25 protein-coding genes are annotated in these 22,144 nt (G+C 74.0%); 10 read left to right on the forward strand and 15 right to left on the reverse strand.

The genetic code is table 11. The annotated features are described in order from the left end of the window. Positions 1 to 27: 27 nt before the first annotated feature. Together ACPPVO_RS40945 and ACPPVO_RS40950 are read right to left on the reverse strand one after the other, a co-directional pair. On the reverse strand, positions 28 to 282 hold the full coding sequence (locus ACPPVO_RS40945) for a hypothetical protein (protein WP_426514938.1): 255 nt from the start codon (positions 280 to 282) through the stop codon (positions 28 to 30). Further along, positions 189 to 452: a maleylpyruvate isomerase N-terminal domain-containing protein gene (locus ACPPVO_RS40950; protein WP_426503957.1), complete on the reverse strand. Its 264-nt coding sequence runs from the start codon at positions 450 to 452 to the stop codon at positions 189 to 191. The genes ACPPVO_RS40945 and ACPPVO_RS40950 overlap by 94 nt, the downstream gene beginning before the upstream one ends. A 383-nt stretch (positions 453 to 835) precedes the next feature. Here ACPPVO_RS40950 and ACPPVO_RS40955 point away from each other — a divergent pair, with 383 nt between their 5' ends. Both ACPPVO_RS40955 and ACPPVO_RS40960 read left to right on the forward strand, forming a co-directional pair. Then, positions 836 to 2,770, forward strand: coding sequence for a discoidin domain-containing protein (locus ACPPVO_RS40955; protein ID WP_426503958.1), 1,935 nt, complete (start codon positions 836 to 838; stop codon positions 2,768 to 2,770). Positions 2,771 to 2,985: 215 nt separating this feature from the next. Continuing rightward, positions 2,986 to 4,887: an RICIN domain-containing protein gene (locus ACPPVO_RS40960; protein ID WP_426503959.1), complete on the forward strand. Its 1,902-nt coding sequence runs from the start codon at positions 2,986 to 2,988 to the stop codon at positions 4,885 to 4,887. A 337-nt stretch (positions 4,888 to 5,224) separates the two neighbouring features. Here the strand turns inward: ACPPVO_RS40960 and ACPPVO_RS40965 are convergent, their stop codons facing one another. Both ACPPVO_RS40965 and ACPPVO_RS40970 read right to left on the reverse strand, forming a co-directional pair. Further along, entirely contained in the window at positions 5,225 to 6,616 is a 1,392-nt protein-coding gene (locus tag ACPPVO_RS40965; RefSeq protein WP_426503960.1) for a YbfB/YjiJ family MFS transporter, read from the reverse strand. Continuing rightward, complete coding sequence (locus tag ACPPVO_RS40970; protein WP_426503961.1) at positions 6,613 to 7,389, reverse strand: alpha/beta hydrolase family protein; 777 nt, start codon at positions 7,387 to 7,389, stop codon at positions 6,613 to 6,615. The genes ACPPVO_RS40965 and ACPPVO_RS40970 overlap by 4 nt, the downstream gene beginning before the upstream one ends. Before the next feature lie 137 nt (positions 7,390 to 7,526). On the opposite strand from ACPPVO_RS40970, the gene ACPPVO_RS40975 reads away from it, so the two are divergent. Beyond that, the gene (locus ACPPVO_RS40975) at positions 7,527 to 8,120 is read left to right on the forward strand and encodes a TetR/AcrR family transcriptional regulator (protein ID WP_426503962.1); all 594 of its coding nucleotides are present in this window, start codon (positions 7,527 to 7,529) and stop codon (positions 8,118 to 8,120) included. Between the two features lie 303 nt (positions 8,121 to 8,423). Here ACPPVO_RS40975 and ACPPVO_RS40980 read toward each other — a convergent pair whose 3' ends face one another. The 3 genes from ACPPVO_RS40980 to ACPPVO_RS40990 are packed head-to-tail and all read right to left on the reverse strand — an operon-like array spanning position 8,424 to position 10,598. Beyond that, complete coding sequence (locus tag ACPPVO_RS40980) at positions 8,424 to 8,759, reverse strand: hypothetical protein (protein WP_426503963.1); 336 nt, start codon at positions 8,757 to 8,759, stop codon at positions 8,424 to 8,426. 12 nt (positions 8,760 to 8,771) lie between these two features. Further along, on the reverse strand, positions 8,772 to 9,320 hold the full coding sequence (locus tag ACPPVO_RS40985; RefSeq protein WP_426503964.1) for a DUF4232 domain-containing protein: 549 nt from the start codon (positions 9,318 to 9,320) through the stop codon (positions 8,772 to 8,774). Positions 9,321 to 9,335: 15 nt separating this feature from the next. After that, positions 9,336 to 10,598: an alpha-hydroxy-acid oxidizing protein gene (locus tag ACPPVO_RS40990; protein ID WP_426503965.1), complete on the reverse strand. Its 1,263-nt coding sequence runs from the start codon at positions 10,596 to 10,598 to the stop codon at positions 9,336 to 9,338. A 23-nt stretch (positions 10,599 to 10,621) separates the two neighbouring features. On the opposite strand from ACPPVO_RS40990, the gene ACPPVO_RS40995 reads away from it, so the two are divergent. From ACPPVO_RS40995 to ACPPVO_RS41010, 4 genes are all read left to right on the forward strand, one after another. Beyond that, positions 10,622 to 11,059 carry a hypothetical protein gene (locus ACPPVO_RS40995; RefSeq protein WP_426503966.1) on the forward strand — a complete coding sequence of 146 codons (438 nt, stop codon included), beginning with the start codon at positions 10,622 to 10,624 and terminating at the stop codon, positions 11,057 to 11,059. A gap of 123 nt (positions 11,060 to 11,182) precedes the next feature. Continuing rightward, positions 11,183 to 11,584, forward strand: coding sequence for an HIT family protein (locus tag ACPPVO_RS41000; RefSeq protein WP_426503967.1), 402 nt, complete (start codon positions 11,183 to 11,185; stop codon positions 11,582 to 11,584). An 11-nt stretch (positions 11,585 to 11,595) separates the two neighbouring features. After that, the gene (locus tag ACPPVO_RS41005) at positions 11,596 to 12,201 is read left to right on the forward strand and encodes a hypothetical protein (RefSeq protein WP_426503968.1); all 606 of its coding nucleotides are present in this window, start codon (positions 11,596 to 11,598) and stop codon (positions 12,199 to 12,201) included. An 11-nt stretch (positions 12,202 to 12,212) separates the two neighbouring features. Beyond that, positions 12,213 to 12,602 carry a DUF4240 domain-containing protein gene (locus ACPPVO_RS41010; protein ID WP_426503969.1) on the forward strand — a complete coding sequence of 130 codons (390 nt, stop codon included), beginning with the start codon at positions 12,213 to 12,215 and terminating at the stop codon, positions 12,600 to 12,602. On the opposite strand, the gene ACPPVO_RS41015 is transcribed toward ACPPVO_RS41010, so the two are convergent. The 4 genes from ACPPVO_RS41015 to ACPPVO_RS41030 all read right to left on the reverse strand — a co-directional run bounded on the left by ACPPVO_RS41015 (position 12,599) and on the right by ACPPVO_RS41030 (position 16,524). After that, positions 12,599 to 13,453, reverse strand: a complete 855-nt coding sequence (locus ACPPVO_RS41015) for an alpha/beta hydrolase family protein (protein WP_426503970.1) — start codon at positions 13,451 to 13,453, stop codon at positions 12,599 to 12,601. The two genes, ACPPVO_RS41010 and ACPPVO_RS41015, sit on opposite strands and share 4 nt — an antisense overlap. A gap of 52 nt (positions 13,454 to 13,505) precedes the next feature. Further along, positions 13,506 to 14,921 (reverse strand): hypothetical protein, encoded by a 1,416-nt coding sequence (locus ACPPVO_RS41020; protein WP_426503971.1) that lies wholly within the window; start codon positions 14,919 to 14,921, stop codon positions 13,506 to 13,508. A gap of 1 nt (position 14,922) precedes the next feature. Then, positions 14,923 to 15,585, reverse strand: a complete 663-nt coding sequence (locus ACPPVO_RS41025) for a zinc ribbon domain-containing protein (protein WP_360372111.1) — start codon at positions 15,583 to 15,585, stop codon at positions 14,923 to 14,925. Between the two features lie 147 nt (positions 15,586 to 15,732). Beyond that, positions 15,733 to 16,524, reverse strand: a complete 792-nt coding sequence (locus ACPPVO_RS41030) for an NAD(P)H-binding protein (RefSeq protein WP_426503972.1) — start codon at positions 16,522 to 16,524, stop codon at positions 15,733 to 15,735. A 74-nt stretch (positions 16,525 to 16,598) separates the two neighbouring features. On the opposite strand from ACPPVO_RS41030, the gene ACPPVO_RS41035 reads away from it, so the two are divergent. After that, entirely contained in the window at positions 16,599 to 16,970 is a 372-nt protein-coding gene (locus ACPPVO_RS41035) for a winged helix-turn-helix transcriptional regulator (RefSeq protein WP_426503973.1), read from the forward strand. A gap of 82 nt (positions 16,971 to 17,052) precedes the next feature. Here the strand turns inward: ACPPVO_RS41035 and ACPPVO_RS41040 are convergent, their stop codons facing one another. From ACPPVO_RS41040 to ACPPVO_RS41055, 4 genes are read right to left on the reverse strand one after another with little or no spacing between them, the layout of a single operon-like run. After that, a complete protein-coding gene (locus tag ACPPVO_RS41040; protein ID WP_426503974.1) occupies positions 17,053 to 18,819 on the reverse strand; it encodes a DUF6082 family protein in 1,767 nt (588 codons plus the stop codon). Between the two features lie 19 nt (positions 18,820 to 18,838). Further along, a complete protein-coding gene (locus ACPPVO_RS41045; RefSeq protein ID WP_426503975.1) occupies positions 18,839 to 19,609 on the reverse strand; it encodes a class I SAM-dependent methyltransferase in 771 nt (256 codons plus the stop codon). Then, the gene (locus tag ACPPVO_RS41050) at positions 19,606 to 19,842 is read right to left on the reverse strand and encodes a hypothetical protein (protein WP_426503976.1); all 237 of its coding nucleotides are present in this window, start codon (positions 19,840 to 19,842) and stop codon (positions 19,606 to 19,608) included. The genes ACPPVO_RS41045 and ACPPVO_RS41050 overlap by 4 nt, the downstream gene beginning before the upstream one ends. A 32-nt stretch (positions 19,843 to 19,874) precedes the next feature. After that, positions 19,875 to 20,021 carry a hypothetical protein gene (locus ACPPVO_RS41055; RefSeq protein WP_426503977.1) on the reverse strand — a complete coding sequence of 49 codons (147 nt, stop codon included), beginning with the start codon at positions 20,019 to 20,021 and terminating at the stop codon, positions 19,875 to 19,877. Positions 20,022 to 20,103: 82 nt separating this feature from the next. Between ACPPVO_RS41055 and ACPPVO_RS41060 the strand changes: the two genes are divergently transcribed. Then, positions 20,104 to 21,135, forward strand: coding sequence for an LLM class flavin-dependent oxidoreductase (locus ACPPVO_RS41060; RefSeq protein WP_426503978.1), 1,032 nt, complete (start codon positions 20,104 to 20,106; stop codon positions 21,133 to 21,135). A gap of 47 nt (positions 21,136 to 21,182) precedes the next feature. Further along, the gene (locus ACPPVO_RS41065; RefSeq protein ID WP_426503979.1) at positions 21,183 to 22,067 is read left to right on the forward strand and encodes a diacylglycerol/lipid kinase family protein; all 885 of its coding nucleotides are present in this window, start codon (positions 21,183 to 21,185) and stop codon (positions 22,065 to 22,067) included. The last annotated feature ends 77 nt before the right edge of the window (positions 22,068 to 22,144 follow it).

Below are 22,144 nucleotides of genomic sequence, written 5' to 3' on the forward strand. Positions count from 1 at the left end.
GGCTCGGCATGACCGACAGGACAGGACCTAGCCGAGCGTGAGCCGCCGCAGCCCGTGCCGTTCCAGGTCGGCGGCCTGCTCCGGCGTCGCCTCGGCCCGGCCGGTGGCGACGCGCAGCAGCGGGACCGGGTCCCAGTCCAGCCCCGCGCCGCCGTACAGCGCGACAAGCAGCCCGGCCGCCGGCGGGGTCAGCCACGGCTCCCGGCCGAGCGCGGCGGCGAGGTCGAGCCCGTGGACCCCGGCCTCCAGCACGCGTGTGACCAGGAATTCGGTGAGCAGCATGGCATGCCAGGCACCCGCGTGACTCCGGCGACGACGTGCCCGAGCAGCCCGGCGGCGCTCCACGGCGGGCACGGACTCGGCCGGGCCCAGTCCCCGGCGGGCACGCCGCGCAGCTCCTCGACGAGCCGCCCGGTCTCGGCGGCCCACGCATCCAGCGGCTCGATGTCCATGACGACACGGTAGGGGTGGCCCGAGATCCGAGCGGCACCGGTGGATTGCCCAATGCTCTGCCGTCTGAGCTACCGCCGCATGCGGCGGGCGGGACTCGAACCCGCGACCCTTGGATTAGAAGTATCCGATGCCTGCGCACCGGGCCCCCGGCCGCATTGCGACGACCGTAGCAGGGCCTGCCGGAAGGGCGCACAGGGATTTCAGACGCCCCCGATCGCGTGGCCGCGGAGCGGCCGTGGGGGGTGCGGGGCGGGAACCCCCCGCCGCGCCGCAGGCGCAGCTAGCGCTGCTTGACATACAGCTCGGCCGATGCTGTGCTTCCTGCATCACGTTACATTCTCGTTTCATCTGTTACATGCGGGAGATGCGTATGCAGCGCAGGGTGTTATGTCTCGTCGCGGCCGGCGCCGCGGTCGCGGCCGGGCTCACCGGGGCCGCCTCGGCCGAGGCGAGCGCCGCCCCCTCGGCCCGCGTCTGGGTCACCACGATCGACCGGGCCGAGCTGATGCACGAGCGGGCCGCCGTCCCGTTCACCTCCAACACGAGCACGCAGACCACGATCACGGTGGACCCGAACCGCACGTACCAGAGCATGGACGGCTTCGGCGCGTCGATCACCGACTCGTCGGCGGCCGTGCTCTACCGGCTCTCGCCGGCCAAGCGGGCCGAGGCGATGCAGGCGCTGTTCGACCCGGGCCGGGGCATCGGCGTGAGCTTCCTGCGGCAGCCCATCGGCGCGTCGGACTTCACGGCCGAGCCGGAGCACTACACGTACGACGACATGCCGCCCGGCCAGACGGACTATCTGCTCACCCATTTCAGCATCGCGCACGACCAGGCGCAGATCCTGCCCCTGCTGCGCACGGCCAAGCAGCTCAACCCGCAGCTGAAGGTCATGGCCACGCCGTGGAGCCCGCCGGCGTGGATGAAGACCGGTGACTCCCTCGCGAGCGGCGAGCTCAAGGACGACCCGAAGGTGTACGCGTCCTACGCCTTCTACCTCACCCGGTTCGTGCTCGCCTACTCCGCCGCGGGCGTGCCGGTCGACTACATCACCGTGCAGAACGAGCCGCAGAACCGTGACGCGGGCGGCGGGCCGGTGATGGGCCTGAACACCACCCAGGCCGGCAAGGTCATCGACATCCTCGGCCCGCTGCTGCGGCTGGTGAGCCCGCGCACGAAGATCCTCGGGTACGACCACAACTGGCAGACCCACCCGAACGACATCGCCAACACCCCGCCCGGGCAGGACCCGGAGGCCGACTACCCGTACAAGCTTCTGCAGAACCCGGCCAGCCGCTGGGTCGCGGGCACGGCGTACCACTGCTACTACGGCGACCCGAGCGCGATGACGGCGCTGCACAACGCGTACCCGGACAAGGGCATCTGGTTCACCGAGTGCTCGGGATCGCACGGCGCGAACGACACCCCGGCGCAGTACTTCACCGACACCCTGAAGTGGCACGCGCGCACGATCACCGTCGGCGTCACCCGCAACTGGGCCAAGTCCGCCGTCACCTGGAACCTGGCGCTGGACTCGACCGGCGGCCCGCACCTCGGCGGCTGCGGCACCTGCACGGGCCTCATCACCGTGCAGCCCGACGGCTCCGCCGGGGCTGACGCAAACGGCGAAGGCTCCTGGACCACCGACGCCGAGTACTACACGATCGGGCACCTGTCCAAGTTCGTGAAGCCCGGCGCCGTGCGCATCGCCAGCACCAGCTTCGGCAACCCCGCCTGGAACGGCGAGGTCACCGACGTGGCCTTCCGCAACCCGGACGGCTCCACGGTCCTGGTGGCCCACAACGAGAACGACGCACCGAGAACGTTCACGGTCGCGGTCGGCGGCCACTCGTTCGACTACACCCTGCCCGGCGGCTCGCTCGCCACGTTCACCTGGCCCCGGAGCAAGGTGCTCGACGACGGCCTGAAGCTGCTCTCCATCGCGGGCGCGACGGCGTCGTCGTCGCCCGCGAGCCCCGACGCCGCCCTCGCCGTCGACGAGGACGCCACGACCCGCTGGTCCAGCGGCGCGGCGCAGGAGCCGGGGCAGTACCTCCAGGTCGACCTCGGCTCGGCGCGCACCTTCCGCCGCGTCGCGATCGACAGCGGCGCGAGCGTCGGCGACTACGCCCGCGGCTGGCAGCTGTCCACCAGCACCGACGGCACCCACTGGACGACGCTCGCCCAGGGCGCCGGGGCCGGACAACTGACCAATGTGGACGTTCACCCGACCCGGGCCCGGTACGTGCGGATCACCTCGACCGCGGCGACCGGGAACTGGTGGAGCCTCGCCGACATCCGCCTGTACGCCTAGGTCCTGTCCTGTCGATCATGTCGAGCCGAGACGAGGTCCAGATTTCGCCTGCGTGTGCCCCGCGGAGGCCTGGCTACCGGTGTTGTAACCCGGCCTTCGCGGGGTGCGCGCAGGCGGAATCTGGGCCCGGCGCAGGCCGGCATGATCGGCAGGACAGGGCCTACCCCGTCCGAGCGTCCTGCGTGGACGCTCCCTCCACACGAAGGAGCACCGCCATGCGCCTCCGTCTGCTGGCGATGAGCACGGCCGCCACCGTGCTCGTCGCCGGCGTGGCCTACCTGGTCGCCCGGCCCGCCCCCGCACTCGCCGCCACCTCGGCGAGCGTCTGGCTGACGACCCCCGACCGCGCCAACCTGCTGTCCCAGAAAAGCGCAGTCCCGTTCGGTACCGCCGGCAGCGGCGCCGTCATCACCGTGAACCCGAACAGCACGTACCAGTCGATGGTCGGCTTCGGCGCCTCGCTGACCGACTCCAGCGCGTACCTCATCTACAACTCCTCGGCCCGTAACACCGTCATGACGAACCTGTTCAGCCCGTCGTCCGGCATGGGGCTGGACTGGCTGCGCCAGCCGTTCGGCGCCTCGGACTTCGCGCGCAGCTTCTACAGCTACGACGAGGGGGCGGCCGACCCGGGCCTGTCCCGCTTCTCGGTCGCGCACGACCAGGCGTACATCCTGCCGCTGCTCACCCAGGCCAGGTCCATCAACCCGCAGGTGCAGGTGATGGGCGTGCCCTGGAGCGCGCCGGGCTGGATGAAGACCAGCGGCAACATGGTCGGCGGCTCGCTTTCGACGGGCTACGAGGGCGCGTTCGGCGACTACCTGGTCAAGTCGATCCAGGCGTACCAGGCGGCCGGCGTGCCCGTGCAGTACCTCAGCATCGCCAACGAGCCGCAGTACTCCCCGGCCGGGTACCCCGGCATGCTCATGCAGTCCGACCAGCAGGCCCGGATCATCAACTCGCTCGCCCCGAAGCTGTCCGCGGCCGGCACCGGCACGAAGATCCTGGCCTGGGACCACAACTGGGACAACACGTCGTTCCCCCAGCAGGTCCTGGCCGACGCCGGCAACAACGTGGCCGGCACGGCGTGGCACTGCTACGGCGGCACCCCGAGCGGGCAGACGACCGTGCACAACGCGTACCCGAACAAGGACATCTTCTTCACCGAGTGCTCCGGCACCGAGTCGGGCAACACGTTCGCCGACTCGCTGCTGTGGCAGGGCCGCAACCTCGCGGTCGGGGCCGTGCGCAACTGGGCCCGCACGGTCACGACCTGGAACATGGCGCTCGACGCGTCGCACGGCCCGGTCATCGGCTCGTGCACCAACTGCATGGGCGTCGTGACCGTGAACGGCGGCAGCGTCACGTACAACGCGGAGTACTACGTGCTCGGGCACCTGTCGAAGTTCGTGAAACCGGGCGCGGTGCGCATCGACTCGACGAACCAGGGCCAGGGCGGCATCGAGAACGTCGCCTTCCGCAACCCGGACGGCTCGATCGTGCTGGTCGCGGTCAACTCGGGCGGCGCGCAGAACTTCCAGGTCTCCTACGGCGGCTCGTCGTTCGGCTACAACCTGCCGGCCGGCGCGATGGCCACCTTCACCTGGCCGGGCGGCACCGTGACCCCGACCTCGAACCCGCCCACGACCGGCGGTGGCGGCGGCACCCAGCCGGACCCGGCGGCGTGGTACCAGGTCATCAACGCCAACAGCGCCAAGTGCCTGGACGACACGGGCTGGGGCACGGCCAACGGCACGGCACTGCAGCAGTGGTCGTGCAGCAGCCCGGCCACAACGAACCAGGAGTGGCAGTTCCGCGCGGCCGGCGGCGGCTACTACAACGTCGTGAACCGCTACACACCCTTGTCGTGGGACGTCAACGGCGGCACGGGCGCAACCGCCGACGGCGCCCAGGTCCACCTGTGGTCGTACGGCGGCGCGACGAACCAGCAGTGGCAGGCGGTGTCGAACGGCAACGGGACGTACCGGTTCATCGCCCGCAACAGCGGCAAATGCCTGGACGTGAAGGACGTGTCGACGGCGGACGGGGCCCAGTTGCAGCAGTGGTCGTGCACCGGCGGCCCGGCCCAGACCTTCCGCCTGGTCGCCCAGCCGTAAACGCTCCCAGGGCCCGGCGCGCGTTCGCCGGGCCCTGGGGCTCTCATCCCCGTGCCCGCTCCCAGTCATCACACGGCCGCACACTCATCCCCGTGCCCGCTCCCAGTCATCACACGGCCGCACACTCATCCCCGTGCCCGCTCCCAGTCATCACACGGCCGCACACTCATCCCGGTGCCCGGTGCCCGGTCGCAGTCGTCACACGGACGCACGTTCACCCCGTGCCCGCTCCCACTCACGCACGGTCCGCACACTCATCCCCATGCCAGGTCCCAGTCGGGCACGGGTCGCACGTTCATCCCCGTGTCAGGTCCCACTCAGGGCACACGTCGCACACCTATCCGGCCGTTCTGGTCGTCATCCGGGCCCGGGTGGCCCCGGCCGCGGCGGCCGCGGCGCACAGGCCCGCGGTCCACAGCAAAGCCGCGGCGGGCTCGGTCCGATCGGCGACCAGCCCGGCCAGCCACGGCCCGGCGGCCTGCCCGAGCGCGAAGACGACGGTGAGCCGCGCAACCACGACGGTCGCCCGGCCGGGCCCCGCCGAAGCCTTGGCGATCCCGGTGACGGCAGCGGGCACAGCCATGAACACCGCCCCGTACGCGGCCGCCGACAGCGCAACAACCCCCGGCACCGGCCACAGGTACGCCCCGAGCGCCGCCAACGCGATAACGACCAGCGGCCCGGCAAGCCCCATCCGCCCCCACAACGGCAGCCCGGCGGGCACGGCCAGCCCGAGCAGCGTCCACACAACAGCGACGAGCCCGGCCGATGCGTGGCGGCTGTCGAGGTACGCCGAGAGAAACGTCAGATAGGCGAGATACCCGGCCGCAAACAACGCATAGGCCACAGCAACGCGCCCGAGCGGCACGGCCGGCACGGACGGCCCGAGCGGCACGGACGGCCCGAGCCATCCAGACGGCACGAGCGGCACGAGCGGTCCAGACGGCACCCGCGACACGGACGGTCCGAGCGGCACGGGCGGTCCGGACGGCACGGGCGGCACGGGCGGTCCGAGCGGCACGGCCGGCCCGAGCGGCACGGCCGGCCCGAGCGGCACGGCCGGCCCGAGCGGCACGGCCGGCCCGAGCGGCCCGAGCGGCCCAGACAGCACGGACGGCACGGGCGGTCCAGACGGCACCCGCGGCACGGACGGTCCGAGCGGCACGGGCGGCACGGGCGGCGAACTCATCTCCGGTTCTTTCGGCCGGCTCCCCTCGGCCATACGCCACGACCCGGCCGTGCACACGGCGGCCACAACGGCCAGGTACAGCCAGGCGAGGGGCCAGCGCCCCACATCCCCCGCGAGCAGCAGCGGCAACACCGCCCCGGCCGCCGCGACCCCCAGCCCGGCTCCGGCGAAGAACCCGCGCCCCGGGGCCAGCACCGCCCCGGACACGAACACGAGCGCGCCCGCGAACCCGGTCACCGCACGGGCGGACAACACCACCGCGTACTCATCCCCCGTGACGGCGGTCGCGGCCAGCGACACCGTGCACAGCACCATCCCGGCCCGGAACACGGCCCGCGGGCCCCAGCGGCGTTCGGCCCCCGGCGTGACCAGCGCCCCGGCGAGGTATCCGACCCCGTTGGCCACGGCGAGCGTCGCCGCCGTGCCGAACGACCAGCCGAGGTTGCCGGCCATCGCGGGGAGAACGAGACCGTACGCGAACCGGCCGAGCCCGATCGCGGTGGCGCTACCCAGCGCGAGCCGGCGCATCGGCCCGCTCATCCGGCCGGCAGCACACGGCCCAGGAACCCGGCCACGAGGCGGATCATGGCCACCCGCCGGTCGGACAGCGCGTGATCGGTGTCGAGGAGGGCATGCTCGAGTGCAGGATTCGTGGCGTACGACTGCAGTAGTGGACGGAAATGCACATCCGGCTCGGCCACGGCGTCGCGGTCGCCGCCTACGAGCAGCACCGGCCGGCCCGCGAGGCGCTCGGCGAGGGCACTCAGGCGCCAGTCCGCGGCCGCCGCGACCATCTCGTCGACGAGGGCGGCGCCGCTGGTACCGCGCAACGGCAGCAACTCTCCGTCGAAGTCCCGCACGTAGGCCGCGTGCCGCGCGGCGTCGCCGGCGGCCAGGTCACCGGCGCGGCCGAGATCGAATGGCGCTAGCGCGGCCACGGCCCGGATGCCGGGGTCGGCGGCCGCCGCACGGAGGGCCGCGAAGCCGCCGAGGCTGTGCCCCACCAACGCGACGCGGGCGGGGTCGACGGCGAAGCCCGCGAGCGCACCGTCGTAGATCAGTGACAGGACGTTGGCGACGTCGGCCTGGACGCCCGACCATGACCAGGTGCCGCGCGTGCCCCATGACCCGCGGTAGTGGAAGCTCAGCGCCGCGTAGCCGAGGCGGCGCAGCGCCTGGGCCAGGTCCGCGTTGCGCTCGTTGCCCGGGAAGCCGTTGAGGACCACCACGAGCGGGTGCGGGCCCTCGCCGGCCGGCGTCAGCAACACCGACGGGAGCAGGGCGTCGCCGCTGGGCAGGGCCGGGGTGGCCATCGCCGCTCGCGGTCCCGGGCGGGGTGGAGGGTCGTCGAAGAGGTGGTCCACTGGCGTCCCCAATCGCGTGATGGAACCGATCGGTTCGATCTGGCGTCACCGTAGCAGGTGATCGAACCGGGCGGTACCATCTCGATATGCCCGTTGCGAAAGGCGCGCAGCTCGATCCGGCGCAGACGCGCGCGGCCCTGCTCGCCGCGGCGACCCGGCTGTTCTACGAGCGCGGGCTCGACGGCATCGGGGTCGCGGAGCTGTGTGCGGCGGTCGGGGCGTCGAAGGAGACGCTGTACCGGCACTTCGGCTCCAAGGAGGGCCTGGTCCGCGCCGTGCTGGAGCAGCGCAGCGACCGGGTCAGCGCATGGTTGGCGGAGGCCGCGCTGGCCGCCGGCGACGACCCGTTCGCCCGGCTCGACGCGGTGTTCACCGCGCTCGGCCGCTGGTACGACGAGCCCGACTTCCGCGGCTGCGCGATCCTCAACGCGGCCGCCCAGCGCCACGAGGACCCGGCGCGCGCCGTGGCCGCCCGGCACCTGGACCGGCGCCTGCAGCTCCTGACCGGCATCGCCATCGACGCGGGTGCCGCGAACCCGCCCGAGACCGGACGGCAGCTGCTCATGCTGGTCGCGGGGGCCACCGCGGTCGCCGACCACCACAGTGAACCGGCCGCCGCCGAATCCGCGCGCCAGGCCGCGCGCGTCCTGCTGTCGTCCGCACGGACCGCGCCTTCCTAACGGCGCTCCGGCTCAGCGGCGCACGCACAGAACAGCGCGCACACAGAACCGCGGCGCACGCACAGAGCAGCGGCGCACACACTGGCCGACGCCCGCATTCAGCCGCGCACGCGCAGAGCAGCAGCGCGCTCGCACTGACCAGTGCCGCATTCAGCGGCGCACGCACAGAGCAGCGCACGCACGCGCACACAAAACGGCGCACGCACAGAGCAGCGGCACTAGCATCCAGCAGCGCACGCACAGAGCAACGGAGCACGCACACAGCAGCGCACGCACGCGCGCACGAAGCGGCGGCGCAGGTGTTCAGCGGCGCTCCGGCACGTCCAGCAGGATGTCGGCAAGGGCCCGGTGCACCCGCGACACCCGTGGCGGCGCCGCGTCCACGGTGAGGTCCAGGTCCGGTCCGACCCCGAGCTGCGCCGCCGGTACGTCGTGCAGCTCGATCTCCAGCCGCTCCCCCGTCATGCGCCACCCGCGCACCGCCGACTCCACGCACGCGCGGTCGCCGTTGGACACCTCGTGCGGCTCGGCCTCCCAGGTGCCGCGCATGAAGCGCAGCACCGTGCCGCTCTCGCCCGGCCCCTCCGCCAGCGTCAGCGACATGACGTCATCTACGTGCTCGTAGTGCGTGTACGACATCCGCACAGTCCGTCACTTTAGCCACACGCTCACCTCGAGGCGACCCGTGGAGCCGAGATCGAGCGGCACGGGCGGCTTCACGATCTGGCGCGGGCCGCCCGGGGCCGGGGCCACGGAGAGGTACACGCCGCTCACCGGGGGTTTGCTGATGTCGTCGTACGTGTTGCGCCAGGCCAGCACCGCCGTCGTGCTCTGGCCCGGCGCCAGGGTCAGCGGCTGGGCCGGCTCGTTGTGGCGCACGCCGGGCACGATCGCGATGTCCTGCACGTCGCGGTCCTGGCCGAGCACGACGACCTCGGGCTGGCCGTTCACCGTGACCGGGCGGTCGCCGCAGTTGGCGAGGTGCAGGCCCATCTCGCGGTAGCCCATGGCCGCGTCGCCGCGGTCGGCCGTGATCTTCACGCCGCCCTCGGGGCAGGCGGCCGACTCCTCCTCCAGGGACGGCGACGCGCCGGCGGACGGTGACACGCCGGGTGTCGGCAGCGTGTTGCGCGGCTGCGTACCGGGCTTGGCACAGGCGGTGAGCAGCAGGGCGAGCAGCAGTACCCCCGTGAGTCTCATGCGTCGATCCTGCCCTCAGGGCGCGGGTTGCAGCGCTTCCGGGGTCAGTTCCGCGAGGTTCGCCACGCCGGTCAGGCCCATCGTCAGGTCCAGCTCCGCGAGCACGTTCTCGATCACCTGCCGCACACCGTCGGCGCCCGCGAGCGCGAGGCCGTAGAGGTGCGGGCGCCCGAGCAGGCACGCGTCGGCGCCGAGGGCCAGGGCGACGAAGACGTCGGCGCCGGTACGGATGCCGCTGTCGAACAGCAGCGTGGGCTCATCGCCGACCGCGGCGCGGATCGCGACCAGGGCGTCGAGCGCGGCCACGGTGTGGTCGACCTGGCGGCCGCCGTGGTTGGACACGACGATCCCGTCCACGCCGGCGTCGAGCGCGCGCCGGGCGTCGGCGGGGTGCAGGACGCCCTTGAGCAGGATCGGCAGCCGGGTCCGGCCGCGCAGCGTCTCCAGGTGGGCCCAGCTCAGCCCGGGGTTGGAGTAGATGTCGAGGAACGTCTCCACCGCCGCGCGGGGCTCCCGCGACCGCAGGTTGGCCCACGTCCCGCCGGGGTGCTCGCGCGCGATCGACAGCAGCGTGCGCAGGGCCCCGAGGGTGACCTGCGCCTTCCCGGGCGGCCGGGCCGCGCGTTCGCGGACGATCTCCATGAAGCGGGGGTCGGAGGTGTACTGCGCGATGCCCTGCCCGCGCGCGAACGGCAACGAGCCGAGGTTGAGGTCCTGCGGCCGCCACCCGAGCATCGTCGTGTCGAGCGTGACGACGAGCGCCTTCGCCCCGCAGGCCTCGGCCCGCCCGATGAGCGAGTCGACCAGCCGCTCGTCGGTGGACCAGTAGAGCTGGTACCAGAACGGCGTCTCCCCCATCGCCCGCGCGGTGCGCTCCATGGGGCTGCAGCCCTGGTTCGAGAAGATGTACGGCACCCCCGCGGCCGCCGCCCCCTGCGCGATGAGCACGTCGGAGTCGCGCCGCACCAGCGCCCCGGCCCCGACGGGCGCGAGCAGCAGCGGCGCGGCCAGGGGCGTGCCGACGACCTCGGTGCGCAGGTCGCGCTCGGTGATGCCGTGCAGCATGCGCGGTACCACCCGCCACCGCTCGAACGCCGCCCGGTTGTGCCGCATCGTGGCGCCCTCCCCGGCCCCGCCGGCCACGTAGGCCCAGGCCCGCGCGGACATCCGCGCCCGGGCGCGGGACTCGAGCCGGGCGGCGTCGGTGGGCACGGAGGGCCGGCGCCCGAGGGACCCTTGCCGATACACGATGCCCTGCCGCGCGCGCCCGATGCTCATGCGCGGGACGGTACCTTCAAATGGTGAGCCCGGACGACCTGCGCGACGCCACCTGCGTGGCCTGCCCCGGCCAGTCCCTGCCCCTGGGCTCCTTCGACGTCACCGACCGCCCCGGCCCGGCCGTCCCGTACGACAGCGGCCGCGGCTACCGCGTGCACGCGGCCACGGGCACCCCGACGTGCGTGCACCCGTACCGGGTGGGCGTGCCGCCGGCCCGATACGCCTCGGCCGCGGCCGCCCTGCCGCCGGCCGGCGCCCCGCCACCGCCGATCGCGGACGAGGACCTCGAGCTCCCGGCCGACGCGACCCTGCTGGAGGCCTGGCTGATCGCCGTCGTCCGCGCCGCTCCCCCGGCGGCCCTGGCCGTGGCCCTGCGCCGCGCGGAGACCCTGGCCCGGCAACGCTTCACCCCGGCGGAGATCGTGGTGGCCCTGCGCCGCGTGCTGAGCAGCGCCGCCTGAGGCCAAAGTCCGCACGCCGCGTGAGGCAAAGGTCCGCGCGCCGCGTGAAGCAAAGTCCGCGCGCCGCGTGAGGGAAAGGTCCGCGCGCCACGCGCCGCGCCGCGCCGCCTAAAGTGAAGGTCCATGAGCAGCGTCTTCTCGAAGATTCTCGCCGGTGAGATTCCCGGCCGTTTCGTGTGGCAGGACGACGACGTCGCCGCGTTCCTGAGCATCGCCCCGCTGCGCCCCGGCCACACGCTTGTCGTGCCGCGCCAGGAGGTCGACCAGTGGACGAACGCCGACCCGGCCCTGTTGGCCAGGTGCACCGCGGTCGCGCAGACGATCGGCCGCGCGGTCCAGCGCGCCTGGGACGCCCCGCGCGTCGGGCTCGTCGTCGCCGGCTTCGAGGTACCACACCTGCATTTCCACGTCTTCCCGACGTGGGGCATGGACGACTTCGACTTCGGGCGGGTCGACCAGAACCCGGACCCGGCCGCGCTGGACGAGGCCGCGGACCGGATCCGGGCCGCGCTGGCCGAGCTTTAGCGCGGGTTCGTGTGCGGCTGACGTTCGACGGGTGGATCGCCGGGCTGGGGACGGGCAGCGGGACGCGGCTCGTGGTCGGGCACTGGCCGCGCTCGCCCTTCGGGCCCGTCAGTGACGTGATGGTCGAGCACCCCGACGGGCATCGGGTGCTCCTCGCGCCGCACGCGGAGCTGGCCCGCTTCGTCGCCGCCACGTACGCGTTCGACGAGGTGCGGCTCGGGCCGGTGAGTGTCGAGCGGTCGTGGGCGGTCACCGCCGGGCCGCTCGAGCTGCGCTTCACCGTGGGCCGGCGCAGCGGGCTGGGGTGGCTGCTGCGCGCGGTACCGCCGCCGATCGCCCGGCACCCGAACTGGGTGCGGCTCCTGGACCGGCCGGCGCGCCTGGCGCTGCGGGGCGTGCGCACGCGCGGCAGTGCGGGCAACGGGCGGCGGGAATGGTACGGCGCTCAGGACCTCCACCCGATCGTCGCCGCCACCGCCGCGTGGGACGGGCGCGACCTCGGGGCGCTGACGGACGTCGAGCCGCCGGTGCGCTTCGGGTTCGGGTCGACGCCCCGCCACCCGTCGTTGGCCCGGATCACCACCACCGTCGATGTGCCGGACACCCGGGAACCCTAGGCTCCGCGCCCGTGGACGCCGACACGGCCGACCTCTGGGGCGCGGCCTACCAGATCATGGACGGACGCTGCTCCGGCGCGGGCTTCCGGGCCTTCGAGCACTGGATCGTCACCGCCCTGGACCCGGACACCGCCGCGCGGGTCCGGGCCGAGCCGGACGCGCTCGCCGACGTGCCCGAGATCCGGCGCCTCGCCGGGCGCGAGACCGGCGACTGGGCGGCCGAGGAGTGGCCGCAGCGCACGCCGCCGGCCCCGGTGGCGGAGCCGGCCGGCGCGGCCTGGGACTTCGACGACCCACGCGAGGTGGCCCGGCGGCTGCCCCGGATCGGGCGGATGTTCCCGCGCATCGGCGAGGTGCACGAGCGCGGGAACATCCACTGGGCCGAGGCGAACCAGGGCTAGCAGGCGTTGGTACGGAAGCCCGACACCGCCGCGCCCGAGAAGCCGCACGTGAACGGGGTGAAGCGGGCGTCCTGGCTGACCCACCGCTTGAGCCACGAGACCAGCGCCCGCGAGACGGTCGCGTTGCTGGTCTGCGGGAAGAAGTGGCTCGCGCCGGTCAGCTCGACGTACGTCTTCGGCCCCGCGAGGGTGTTGTAGAACGGGATCGCGTGGCTCGACGGCGGGGCGATGGTGTCGGACTGGCCGCCGACGATGAGGACCGGCTCGCTCACGTTGTTCCAGGTCTTGTCCGAGTCCCAGGGCGCCAGCGGCACGCCGGCCTTCACCAGGCCCGTCGTGTCGGCCGCGAGGGCCTCGAGGGTGCCGCCGCCGCCCATGGAGTGCCCGGCCACGCCGCGGCGGCTGCCGTCGATGTGCGAGCGCACCGCCGTCGGCGAGGAGCTCACCGCCCAGTTGAGCGCGGCGAGGAGCTGGTTGCCGCGGCTGGCCGGCTGGTCGTACAGCGAGTTGGTCTCGATCCCGACCACCACGAAGCCCCACGAGGACAGGCGGGGCCCGATCCAGGCCAGGCTCGACCAGGTGGCGGTGAACCCGGGCGAGATCGCGATGACGGGGTACTGGCCCGCGGCGGTCGGGTAGTACACGCGGCCGCCGCCGAAGCCGCTGACCGTGCTGGAGATGCTCGCCGAGGTGGTGGCGAAGCTGCCGTTGCCGGTGATGTTCGACGAGGTCGGGGCCTGGCCGATCTCGTCGGCAAGCGCCGGGGACGCGACCGTGGCGACGGCCGAGCCCATGAGGGTGAGGAGCAGTCCGACCCGCAGCGCGAGCCGGATGGCGGGGGTGTTTCGCACCGTTGTCTCCCGGGAGGTGGGGAATACTGCGATGCGCGTCAGTGTGTGCGGCTCAGGCCGGGCCCGGGATCCGTGAAATCGCCAGTTTCCATCCGTCGTCATGAATGGCCCGGCCGGCGAAGCGCTCCCGCAGCACCCGCAGCGCGGGCAGGCGCTCGGCCGCCTTGCGGTACCGGGAGCCGGCCGAGGTCGCGTCGGCGTAGATGCCCTCGACGCGGAAGCCGAGCAGGTCCAGGGCCCGGTTGAGCTGGGCCGCCTGGTCGGTGTCACGGCAGGTGAACACGTAGGTGGCGTGGTCGGCGGCGTTGAGCACCTCGTACACCAGGTGCCCGGAGGGGGTCAGGACCAGCAGGAACGCGAGCACCGCGGGGTCGGCCGCGTCCGTCAGGGCCGCGTAGTCGGTGTACGCAGGGGTGACCGGTTGGTGCGGGAAGACCGCGCGGGGCAGGTGGGGGCCGCCGGCCGACGGGCTCTGGAAGCCGCCCGCCGTGCCGAGCAGCCCGTAGGCGAGGCCCGGGCCGTAGGAGTCGAACGGGCCGTCGAAGCCCGACATCAGGCCCGCGGCGAGCATCCCGGGCAGGCCCGCGCCGAAGTGTCCGGCCCGGCCGTCGTGGTCGAGCACCGGCGGCCGCGCGGAGTCGTGCCACGGGCCGGCGCCGGAGCCTTCCCGCTGTACCGACACCGTCTGTTTGAAGCCCAGCCACGACGGGCCCAGACCCAGCAGGTGCCCGGCCGCGGCGACCCGGTCGGGCCGGGTGGCCGCGGCCAGCAGCGCGGGGAACACGGTCGGTTCGACCGCCTCGAGCTCGGCGCGCGGCGCGGCCAGCCCGTCGCGCAGCAGTGCCGCGACCGAGCGCAGCGCGACCGGGCCGAGGCCGGGCAGCAGCGCGGCGAGGAAGTGGCTGGTGCGCCCGGACGCGGCGGCGGTGCGGGCGCGCAGCAGGTCGAGGAACTCGCTGGTGCGCCGGGCGAGCCGCCCGACGACGATCGGCGGCCGGCCCGGAACCTGCAAATTTATGGTGTACCCGCTGCTGTCGGTCGAGACGCCCTTGACGAACGCGTACGGGATCTTCTCGGCGAGCCCGGCGGCGGGGACGATCACGAGCGCGTCGTCGTAGAGGCGCAGCTCGGCCGGGGAGCCGTCGGCCCACCCGGGGAACGCCTCGGCCTTGCCGACGCCGTCGAGGAGCAGCACCCGCTCGGTGTCGGCGACCCGGGCCTCCGACAGCTCGGCGAGCAGCTGGGTGCGCATCACGCCGATGCGGCTCAGCTCGAGCCGGGCGCCGTCGGAGAGCGTGAGCAGCACGACGTACGGCTGCGGCTCCTGGATCTCCACCACGTCCCCGGGCGCGACGCGCAGCACGGCGCCCCGCTCGGGGGTCACGACCAGTGCGCCGCCGGCCATCTCGGCGGTGCCGCCGCCCTCGTCGAGCAGGGCACCGCCGTCGGCGATGAGCCGGTACTGCACGTCAGGCCGTCGACGTGCCGCACTCGGCGCAGAACATCGCGCCCGGCGTCGCCGGCGTCCCGCAGTTGCCGCAGAAGCGCTTCTGCTGGGCCGGGGCGGCCGCGAGCGGGGTGCCGCAGTGCTGGCAGAACTTGCCGCCGCCGGTCTCGTTCATGCACGACGGGCACCGGCCCACCGCCTGGTCGCGGTAGTTGACGCCCTGCGTCCAGTTGACCTGGTTGATCTGCTCGTGCAGCTGGTTGACCTGGGCCGACGCCTGCATGCCGGCGATCTCCTGGTCGAGGCGCGGGGCGCAGCTGGTGCACAGGCCGCGCTCGTGGTTCCAGCAGACCTGCTGGCACACCCACTGGCCGCAGCGGTGGCACTGGGTGAAGTGCGACTGCATCTCCTCGGCCGCCTTGGCCAGGGCCTTGTCGCGGGTCGAGCCGCGTACGCCGTCGCGCATCCACTCCGCGTCCCAGCCGACCTGCGCGGCCTTGTTGCCGATGTCGCCGCCGAGCAGGTCGCCGCCGATGCGCAGCAGGCGGCCGCCGAAGCCGGTGACGGAGTGCTGGAACGAGGAGGAGTACCCGTTCCCGCACCGCATGCAGTTGAACTCGAACTGGTACCCCTCGCGGGTCGAGTGGTCCGAGTAGTTGTTGGTGAACGGCACCATGCCAGCCATCGGCGACAGACCCCTATTCGAGAGCAACCGGCGTTCCTCCTTTTTTGTACCCGTTGCCCGCCGGACACATGATCGGCAAGTCGGTCATATGACATCGCCTGATCGGCCTCTGACCTGCACAACCATCACGTACCACTGCACGGTTGCCTACCGGAAGGCGGCGGCGTTCCGGCGGGCCCACGCCGCGAACGTCCCCGCCGGGCGCCCCAGCACCCGCTCGACGTCGGGGCTGACCGCCCGCTCCTGTGGTTCCGGGGTGCCGAGGATGGCGAGGGTACCGTCGGCGACCACCTCGGGCATGAATCCGAGCAACTGCGCCCGGGCCTCCTCGGGGGACTGCTCGACGAACTCGACCGGCGCGCCGATCGCCTCGCCGATCGCCTGGGCCCGCTGCCGCGGGGTGGTCGCCTCCGGGCCGGTGAGCACGTACGTGCGGCCCGCGTGCCGCTCGTCGAGCAGCGCGGCGGCCGCGACCGCGGCGATGTCGTCCGGGTCGACGATGGGCAGGGCGACGCCGGCGTACGGCGCCGCGACCGTGCGCCGCGCCCGGACCGACTCGGCCCAGCCGAACGCGTTGCTGGCGAAGCCGCCGGGCCGCAGCACGGTCCAGCTCGGGACCGCGGCCTTCACCTGGTCTTCGAGGGCGCGCAGCGGGGCGTGCGACGGCCAGCCCGGCCGCGTGCCGGCGGCCTGCGAGGACAGCAGGACGATCCGCTTGATGCCGGCCGCGCTCGCCTCGCCGAGGATGGCCGGCGTGTCGAGGTGCCCGCCGGCGCCCGGGACCATGAGGAACATTGCCTCGGCCCCGGCGAACGCCGGGCGCAGGCTCGCCGGGTCGGCGAGGTCGGCGCCCGTGCGGCGCGACACCGGCCGGGCGTCCGGCAGGGCGGCGAGGAGTGGACGTCCGACGTTGCCGGTCGCCCCGATGACCACGATCATGATGTGCTCCCTTTCCTGGTGGCTTCCGGAAAGCTAGCATCATGAAGATAGTAGGTACCTAGAGGAAAGTGGCTATGAACTGGGATAGCGAGACCCCGCCGGAGCAGGCCTGCCCGATCGCGCCGGTGGTCGACATCGTGTTCAGCCGCTGGACGACGCCGATCCTGTGGTCGCTGCAGGAGCACGGCCGCCAGCGCTTCAGCGAGCTCGAACGCCGCATCGGCGGCGTCACCGCGAAGGTGCTCACCCAGCGGCTGCGCCAGCTGGAGCGGGACGGGCTGGTCATCCGCACCTACACACCGGAGATCCCGCCGCGGGTCGAGTACGAGATCAGCCCGCTCGGGCGGAGCCTGGGACCGCTGTTCGCGCAGCTGAGCACGTGGGCGGCGGAGCACCTGCCGGCCGTCGGGGCGGCCCGGGTCTCCTACGACAACGTCAAGCGGTGAACCTCGCCCGCGACGCCGGCGCGGCGGCTCGCACACGCCCGCGGCCCCGCCGCCGATCCGGCGGGGCCGCGGGCCGGTCGCGCTAGAGCCGGCGGCGGGCCGGGCGGGCCAGGACCGCCACCGGCGCCCAGGAGCGCTGCCGGATCGCGCCGAGGACGCGCCGCCAGCCGATCGCGGCCCGCTGCCGCTCGACCAGGCCGGCCACGACCGCCTGGGCCGGCGCCGCCGCGGTCATCAGCACCAGGACGAACGCCGCGAGACGGCCCTCCGAGATGTCGCCCATGCGGCCGAGCACCGCGCCGCCGACGACCGTGAGCACGACGGCGGCGGCCACCGCGAGCTCGGCCGAGGCCGAGCCCGCCGCGTCGAGCCGGGCCGACCGCAGCTCCTCCCGGTCCCGGTCCCGGGACACGGCGGTGAGGTCCGCCGCGGCGCGCAGCCGCAGCGCCCGGATCGAGCCGTCCTCGGCCCGGCTCACCAGCTCGACGATCCGCGCCTGCACGCGCTCCCCCAGCTCCTGCAGCGACCTGCGCAACCGCGCCTGCCGCCGGGCGAACCGGCGCTGGGTGACAACGAGCAGCACGAAGGCGAGCACGACGGCCGCGGCGAGCGCCCAGGAGTACACGAACATCACCGCGGCCGCGACGGCCAGGGCCGCGCCGTTGGTCAGGTGCGCCGGGCCGGACCAGCGCACGAACTGGCTGACGTGCTCGACGTGGTCGACCGCCTCGGCGACCGTGCGGTCCCGGGACTCCGGGTCGGGCGCCTTCACCCGGAACGCGCGCCGCCGCATGACGTCGAGCAGGATCTCGCTGCGCCGGGCCATCCGGCTGTGCAGCAGGAACGCGGTGCCGACCGACCCGGCGACGACGAGCGCGCCGACGCCGACGGTCCACCACACCGCGGGGGCGCCCGACATGCGCGGCACCAGCCGGCCGCCGTCGAGCACCTGCTGCAGGACGACCGGCACGACGAACCGGCCGACCACCGTGACCAGCGCGAGCACGCAGGTGAGCAGCAGGCCCGCCCCCAGCGGCACCGCCGACCACACGCCCCGCGGGCGGCGCCGGGCCCGGGTCAGCACGTCTCCACCTTCCGCGCCGGATCGCCCGCCGGGCCGGCGGGGCGGGGCCCGGCGAGCACGACGCTCGAGGCGGTGCCGGCCGCGGCGGCGAGGAACTCGATCGGCCCCTGCCGCACGTACGCCCGGTTCGGCGGCGCGGACAGCGCGTCGGTCGGGCGGCGCGGCCCGTCGCCCGGCCTGCGGGGCGGCCCCGACGGGCCCGGGTACCCGCGGAACAGCCGCCGGTACGCCAGGTTGGTCCGCATGAGCGTCATGTGCGGCTGGGCGACAATCGACCCGTCCGCGCCGATGTACACGACCTCGTCGGCGGAGCTGCCGGCGGCGCGTCTCGTCACTCGTCGGGACCGGATCGGGCCAGACATCGGCGAGCGCGGCGTCGTGAATGCTCATCTTGAGCAGCTCGAAGTGCAGGTTCCGCATCCCGGCGTCGGCGGTGCGGCGCAGCTCCTCGCCGGACTGCCGGATCGCGTCGCGCTGCATGCGCAGCTCGAAGCGCTGCAGCGACAGCTCCCGCGACTGGAACCACAGCGTGGCCATGAGCGCCGCGAAGGCCAGGCCCGACACCACGCCGTTGAGCACGCCGAACGAGTCGCCGATCTCGGACCAGCGGTTCCAGACCTCGGGCCCCTCGAGCCGGTCGACGAGCGCGACGGCGGCGACCCCCGCGATCACCAGCAGGGTCAGCAGCACCATCCCGGCGCCGAGAGCGAGCAGGCCGAGCAGCACCCACCTGCGCAGCGACGGCGACCCCGGCTCCTTGGCCACATAGACGAGTATCGCGGATTTACGGCCGGGTTGCGGTGATGAGCACGGTCCGCTTGGCGACGGTGAAGGCCCCCTCCGCGGCGATGCGGGCCCGCACCAGCGCCGTCGCCGCCGCCCGCTCCGGCGCGGTGAGCGGGGTGTCGGCCAGGCTGTCGAGGTACGCCAGGATCGGCTCGGGCTCGGGCACCCTCAGGTCGCACGGGTAGGGCTCGACCGCGACCCCGGCGAAGTGGCGCGCTACGAGCGGCGGGCCCGACTCGGCGTCGAAGGCGCTGAGCCGCGTACCCACCCGGGTCTCGGGGCGGCCGACGGCGGGGCCGAGGGCGTCGAGCTCCGCGAGGTGGCCGGGCCCGTTGGTCGACGCGGCGAGCCGGCCGCCGGGGCGCAGGACCCGGGCGAGCTCGCGCAGGCCGGCGCCGGGGTCGTCGAGGTGGTACAGCATGTGGTTGGCCACGACCACGTCGAAGCTCCCGGCGGCGAAGGGCAGCCGCGTCACGTCGGCCCGCACCACCCGGGCGGCCGGAAACCGGCGCAGCCGCGCGCACATGGCGGCGGAGAAGTCGGTGAGCGTCAGCGTCGCCGGGCCTTCGGTGCCGGCGTGTTCCCACAGCGCGCCGGTGCCCGCGCCGGCCTCGAGGACGTCGCCGGCCCGGGGCAGGCGTTCGGCGAGCCACGCGAACCAGGCCTGCGGGTTCGTGCTGTACCCCTGGTGCAGCGCGATCCGGGCCGCGAGCCGGCCGTCGGTGGCGGCGTACTGCGCGACCGCGTGCTCACGGGGCGACGGGCTCACGCCGCACCGCCCGGCTCGAGGACGCGGCCGGCCGCCGGGTCGGGGTAGGCGCCGGCGCCGCACCGCTCGAGGACGCGGCCGGCCGCCGGGTCGGGGTAGGCGCCGGCGCCGCACCGCTCGAGGACGCGGCCGGCCGCCGGGTCGGGGTAGGCGCCGGCGCCGCACCGCTCGAGGACGCGGCCGGCCGCCGGGTCGGGGTAGGCGCCGGCGTTGCCGATGACCGTGAGGTGCACGGCCGGCAGCCTACCCCGCACCGGGACGCCGGTCAGGCCGTGATGGTCGGCCAGGCGTACGCCAGCAGCGCGCAGGCGCCGGCGAGACACGCGAGATTCACGCCACGCACCGGCACCGGCAGCGCGGCGACGACGAGCAGGATGATGGCGATGAGGTAGAGCACGGCCTGAGCCGACATGACAGCCTCCGGGGATGAGGGGTTCGGAACGACCGATGCATACCCCTCACACCGTCCACATGAAACACTCGAGGAGCACGCGATGCCGGCAGCCGGCCAACCCCTGCGCAAGCTGGGCTTTCTCACCATCGGTCTGTTCGACCCCGCCGACCCGGCGGCCGGACACGAGTCCACACTCGAGGTCATCGCACTCGGGGAGCACCTCGGCTTCGACAGCGCCTGGCTGCGGCACCGGCACCTGCAGTACGGCATCAGCTCGCCCTTGACCGTGCTCGCCGCGGCCGCGCAGCGCACGGCGCGGATCGAGCTGGGCACCGCGGTCACGCCGCTGGGCTGGGAGAATCCGTTACGGCTGGCCGAAGACCTGGGCACCGTCGACCTGCTGTCCGGCGGCCGGCTCAACCCCGGGATCAGCGTCGGGCCGCCGATGCAGTACGAGCACGTCCGGGCCGCGCTCTATCCGGACACCGCCGACGCCGAGGACTTCACGTACGCGCGGGTCGAGCGCCTCCTGTCCTTCGTCGCGGGCGAGCCGGCCAGCGACTTCGACGGCACCGAGGGCTTCGAGGTGTTCTCGCGCCGCGTGGAGCCGCACTCGCCGGGTCTGCGCGCGCGGATGTGGTACGGCGGCGGCAGCCTGCGCTCGGCCCAGTGGGCCGGCGAGCACGGCATGAACCTGCTCACCAGCAGCGTCGTGAAGGCCGAGGACCCCGACGGCCCGGCGCCCGACTTCGCCGCGATCCAGCTCGCCCACGTCCGGGCGTTCCGCGCGGCCCACCCGGACGGCGCCCGGGCCCGGGTGTCGCAGGGCCTCGTCGTCATCCCGACCGACAGCGCGACGCCGGAGCAGCGGGAGAAGTACCTCGAGTACGCCGCCAAACGCACGCCGCGCACGGCCACACCGCAGGGCCCGGGGCGCCTGATGTTCGCCCCGGACCTGGTCGGCTCGTCCGCGGAGATCGCGGAGCGCCTGCACGCGCACGCGGCCTTCCGCGAGATCGACGAGGTCGCCTTCGCCCTGCCGTTCACGTTCGCGCACGAGGACTACGTGCAGATCCTGACCGACATCGCGACGCGGCTGGGCCCGGCCCTCGGCTGGACCCCGGCGCCCTGAGCGTCGCCGACGGGCGCGGACGGGGCGGGGGCCTTATCGTGGGCCGCGTGCTGGTCGTGACGAACGAACGCGCCGGGCGTACCGAGGCCGACACCATCGGCGCCGTGCTCGACGTGCTGCGCGGCGGCGCCGACGTCGAGCTGGCCACCTGCCGGGCCGACGACGACATGGAGCGGATTCTCGGCCGCCGGGACGGGCGGCGGCTGGTCGTCGTCGGCGGTGACGGGTCGCTGCACACGGCGCTCGGCGTGCTGTGGCGCCGGGGCGAGGCCGCGGGCTGCGAGGTGGCGCTCATTCCGCTGGGCACGGGCAACGACTTCGCCCGCGGTACCGGGATCCCCGTCGACGATCCGGCGGCGGCGGCCCGGGTGGCGCTCGCCGGCACGCCGCGGCCGATGGACCTGATCGTCTCCGGCCGCGACGGCGTCGTGGTCAACGCGGTCCACGTGGGCGCCGGGGCGGAGGCGGCCCGGCGGGCGCTGCCGCTCAAGCGCCGGCTGCGCATCGCCGCGTTCCCGATCGGCGCGGTGCTGGCCGGGTTCACGACGAAGGGCTGGCGGCTGCGGGTCCGCGCCGACGGGCGGGTCGTGGCCCGGGGCCGGCACCGGGTGCTCATGGCCGGGCTGTCCAATGCCCCGACGATCGCCGGGGGTACCGGGCGCCTGGGCCCGGACGCCGACCCGGCCGACGGGCTCGCCGACCTCACGGTGTCGTTCGCAGTCGGCCCGCTCGCCCGGGCCGGGTACGCCCTGGCCCTGCGCCGCGGCGACCACCCGTCCCGCGACGATGTGCTGCACCTGCGGGCCCGTGAGGTGCACATCACCGGCGACGCGTTCCACGTCAACGCCGACGGGGAGCTGACGGGCCCGTTCACCGAGTACTCCTGGCGCGTCGTCCCGGCCGCGTGGCGCTTCGTCGCACCGCCCGTGTGAGCGCGGGTTCACGCCACCCGTGCGCGCACGGCGCACGGTTTCACCGCCCGTGCGCGCACAGTGCACGCCCCCACCGC

Source organism: Dactylosporangium sp. McL0621, assembly GCF_049995355.1.
In the GTDB taxonomy this organism is placed as follows: Bacteria; Actinomycetota; Actinomycetes; order Mycobacteriales; family Micromonosporaceae; genus Dactylosporangium.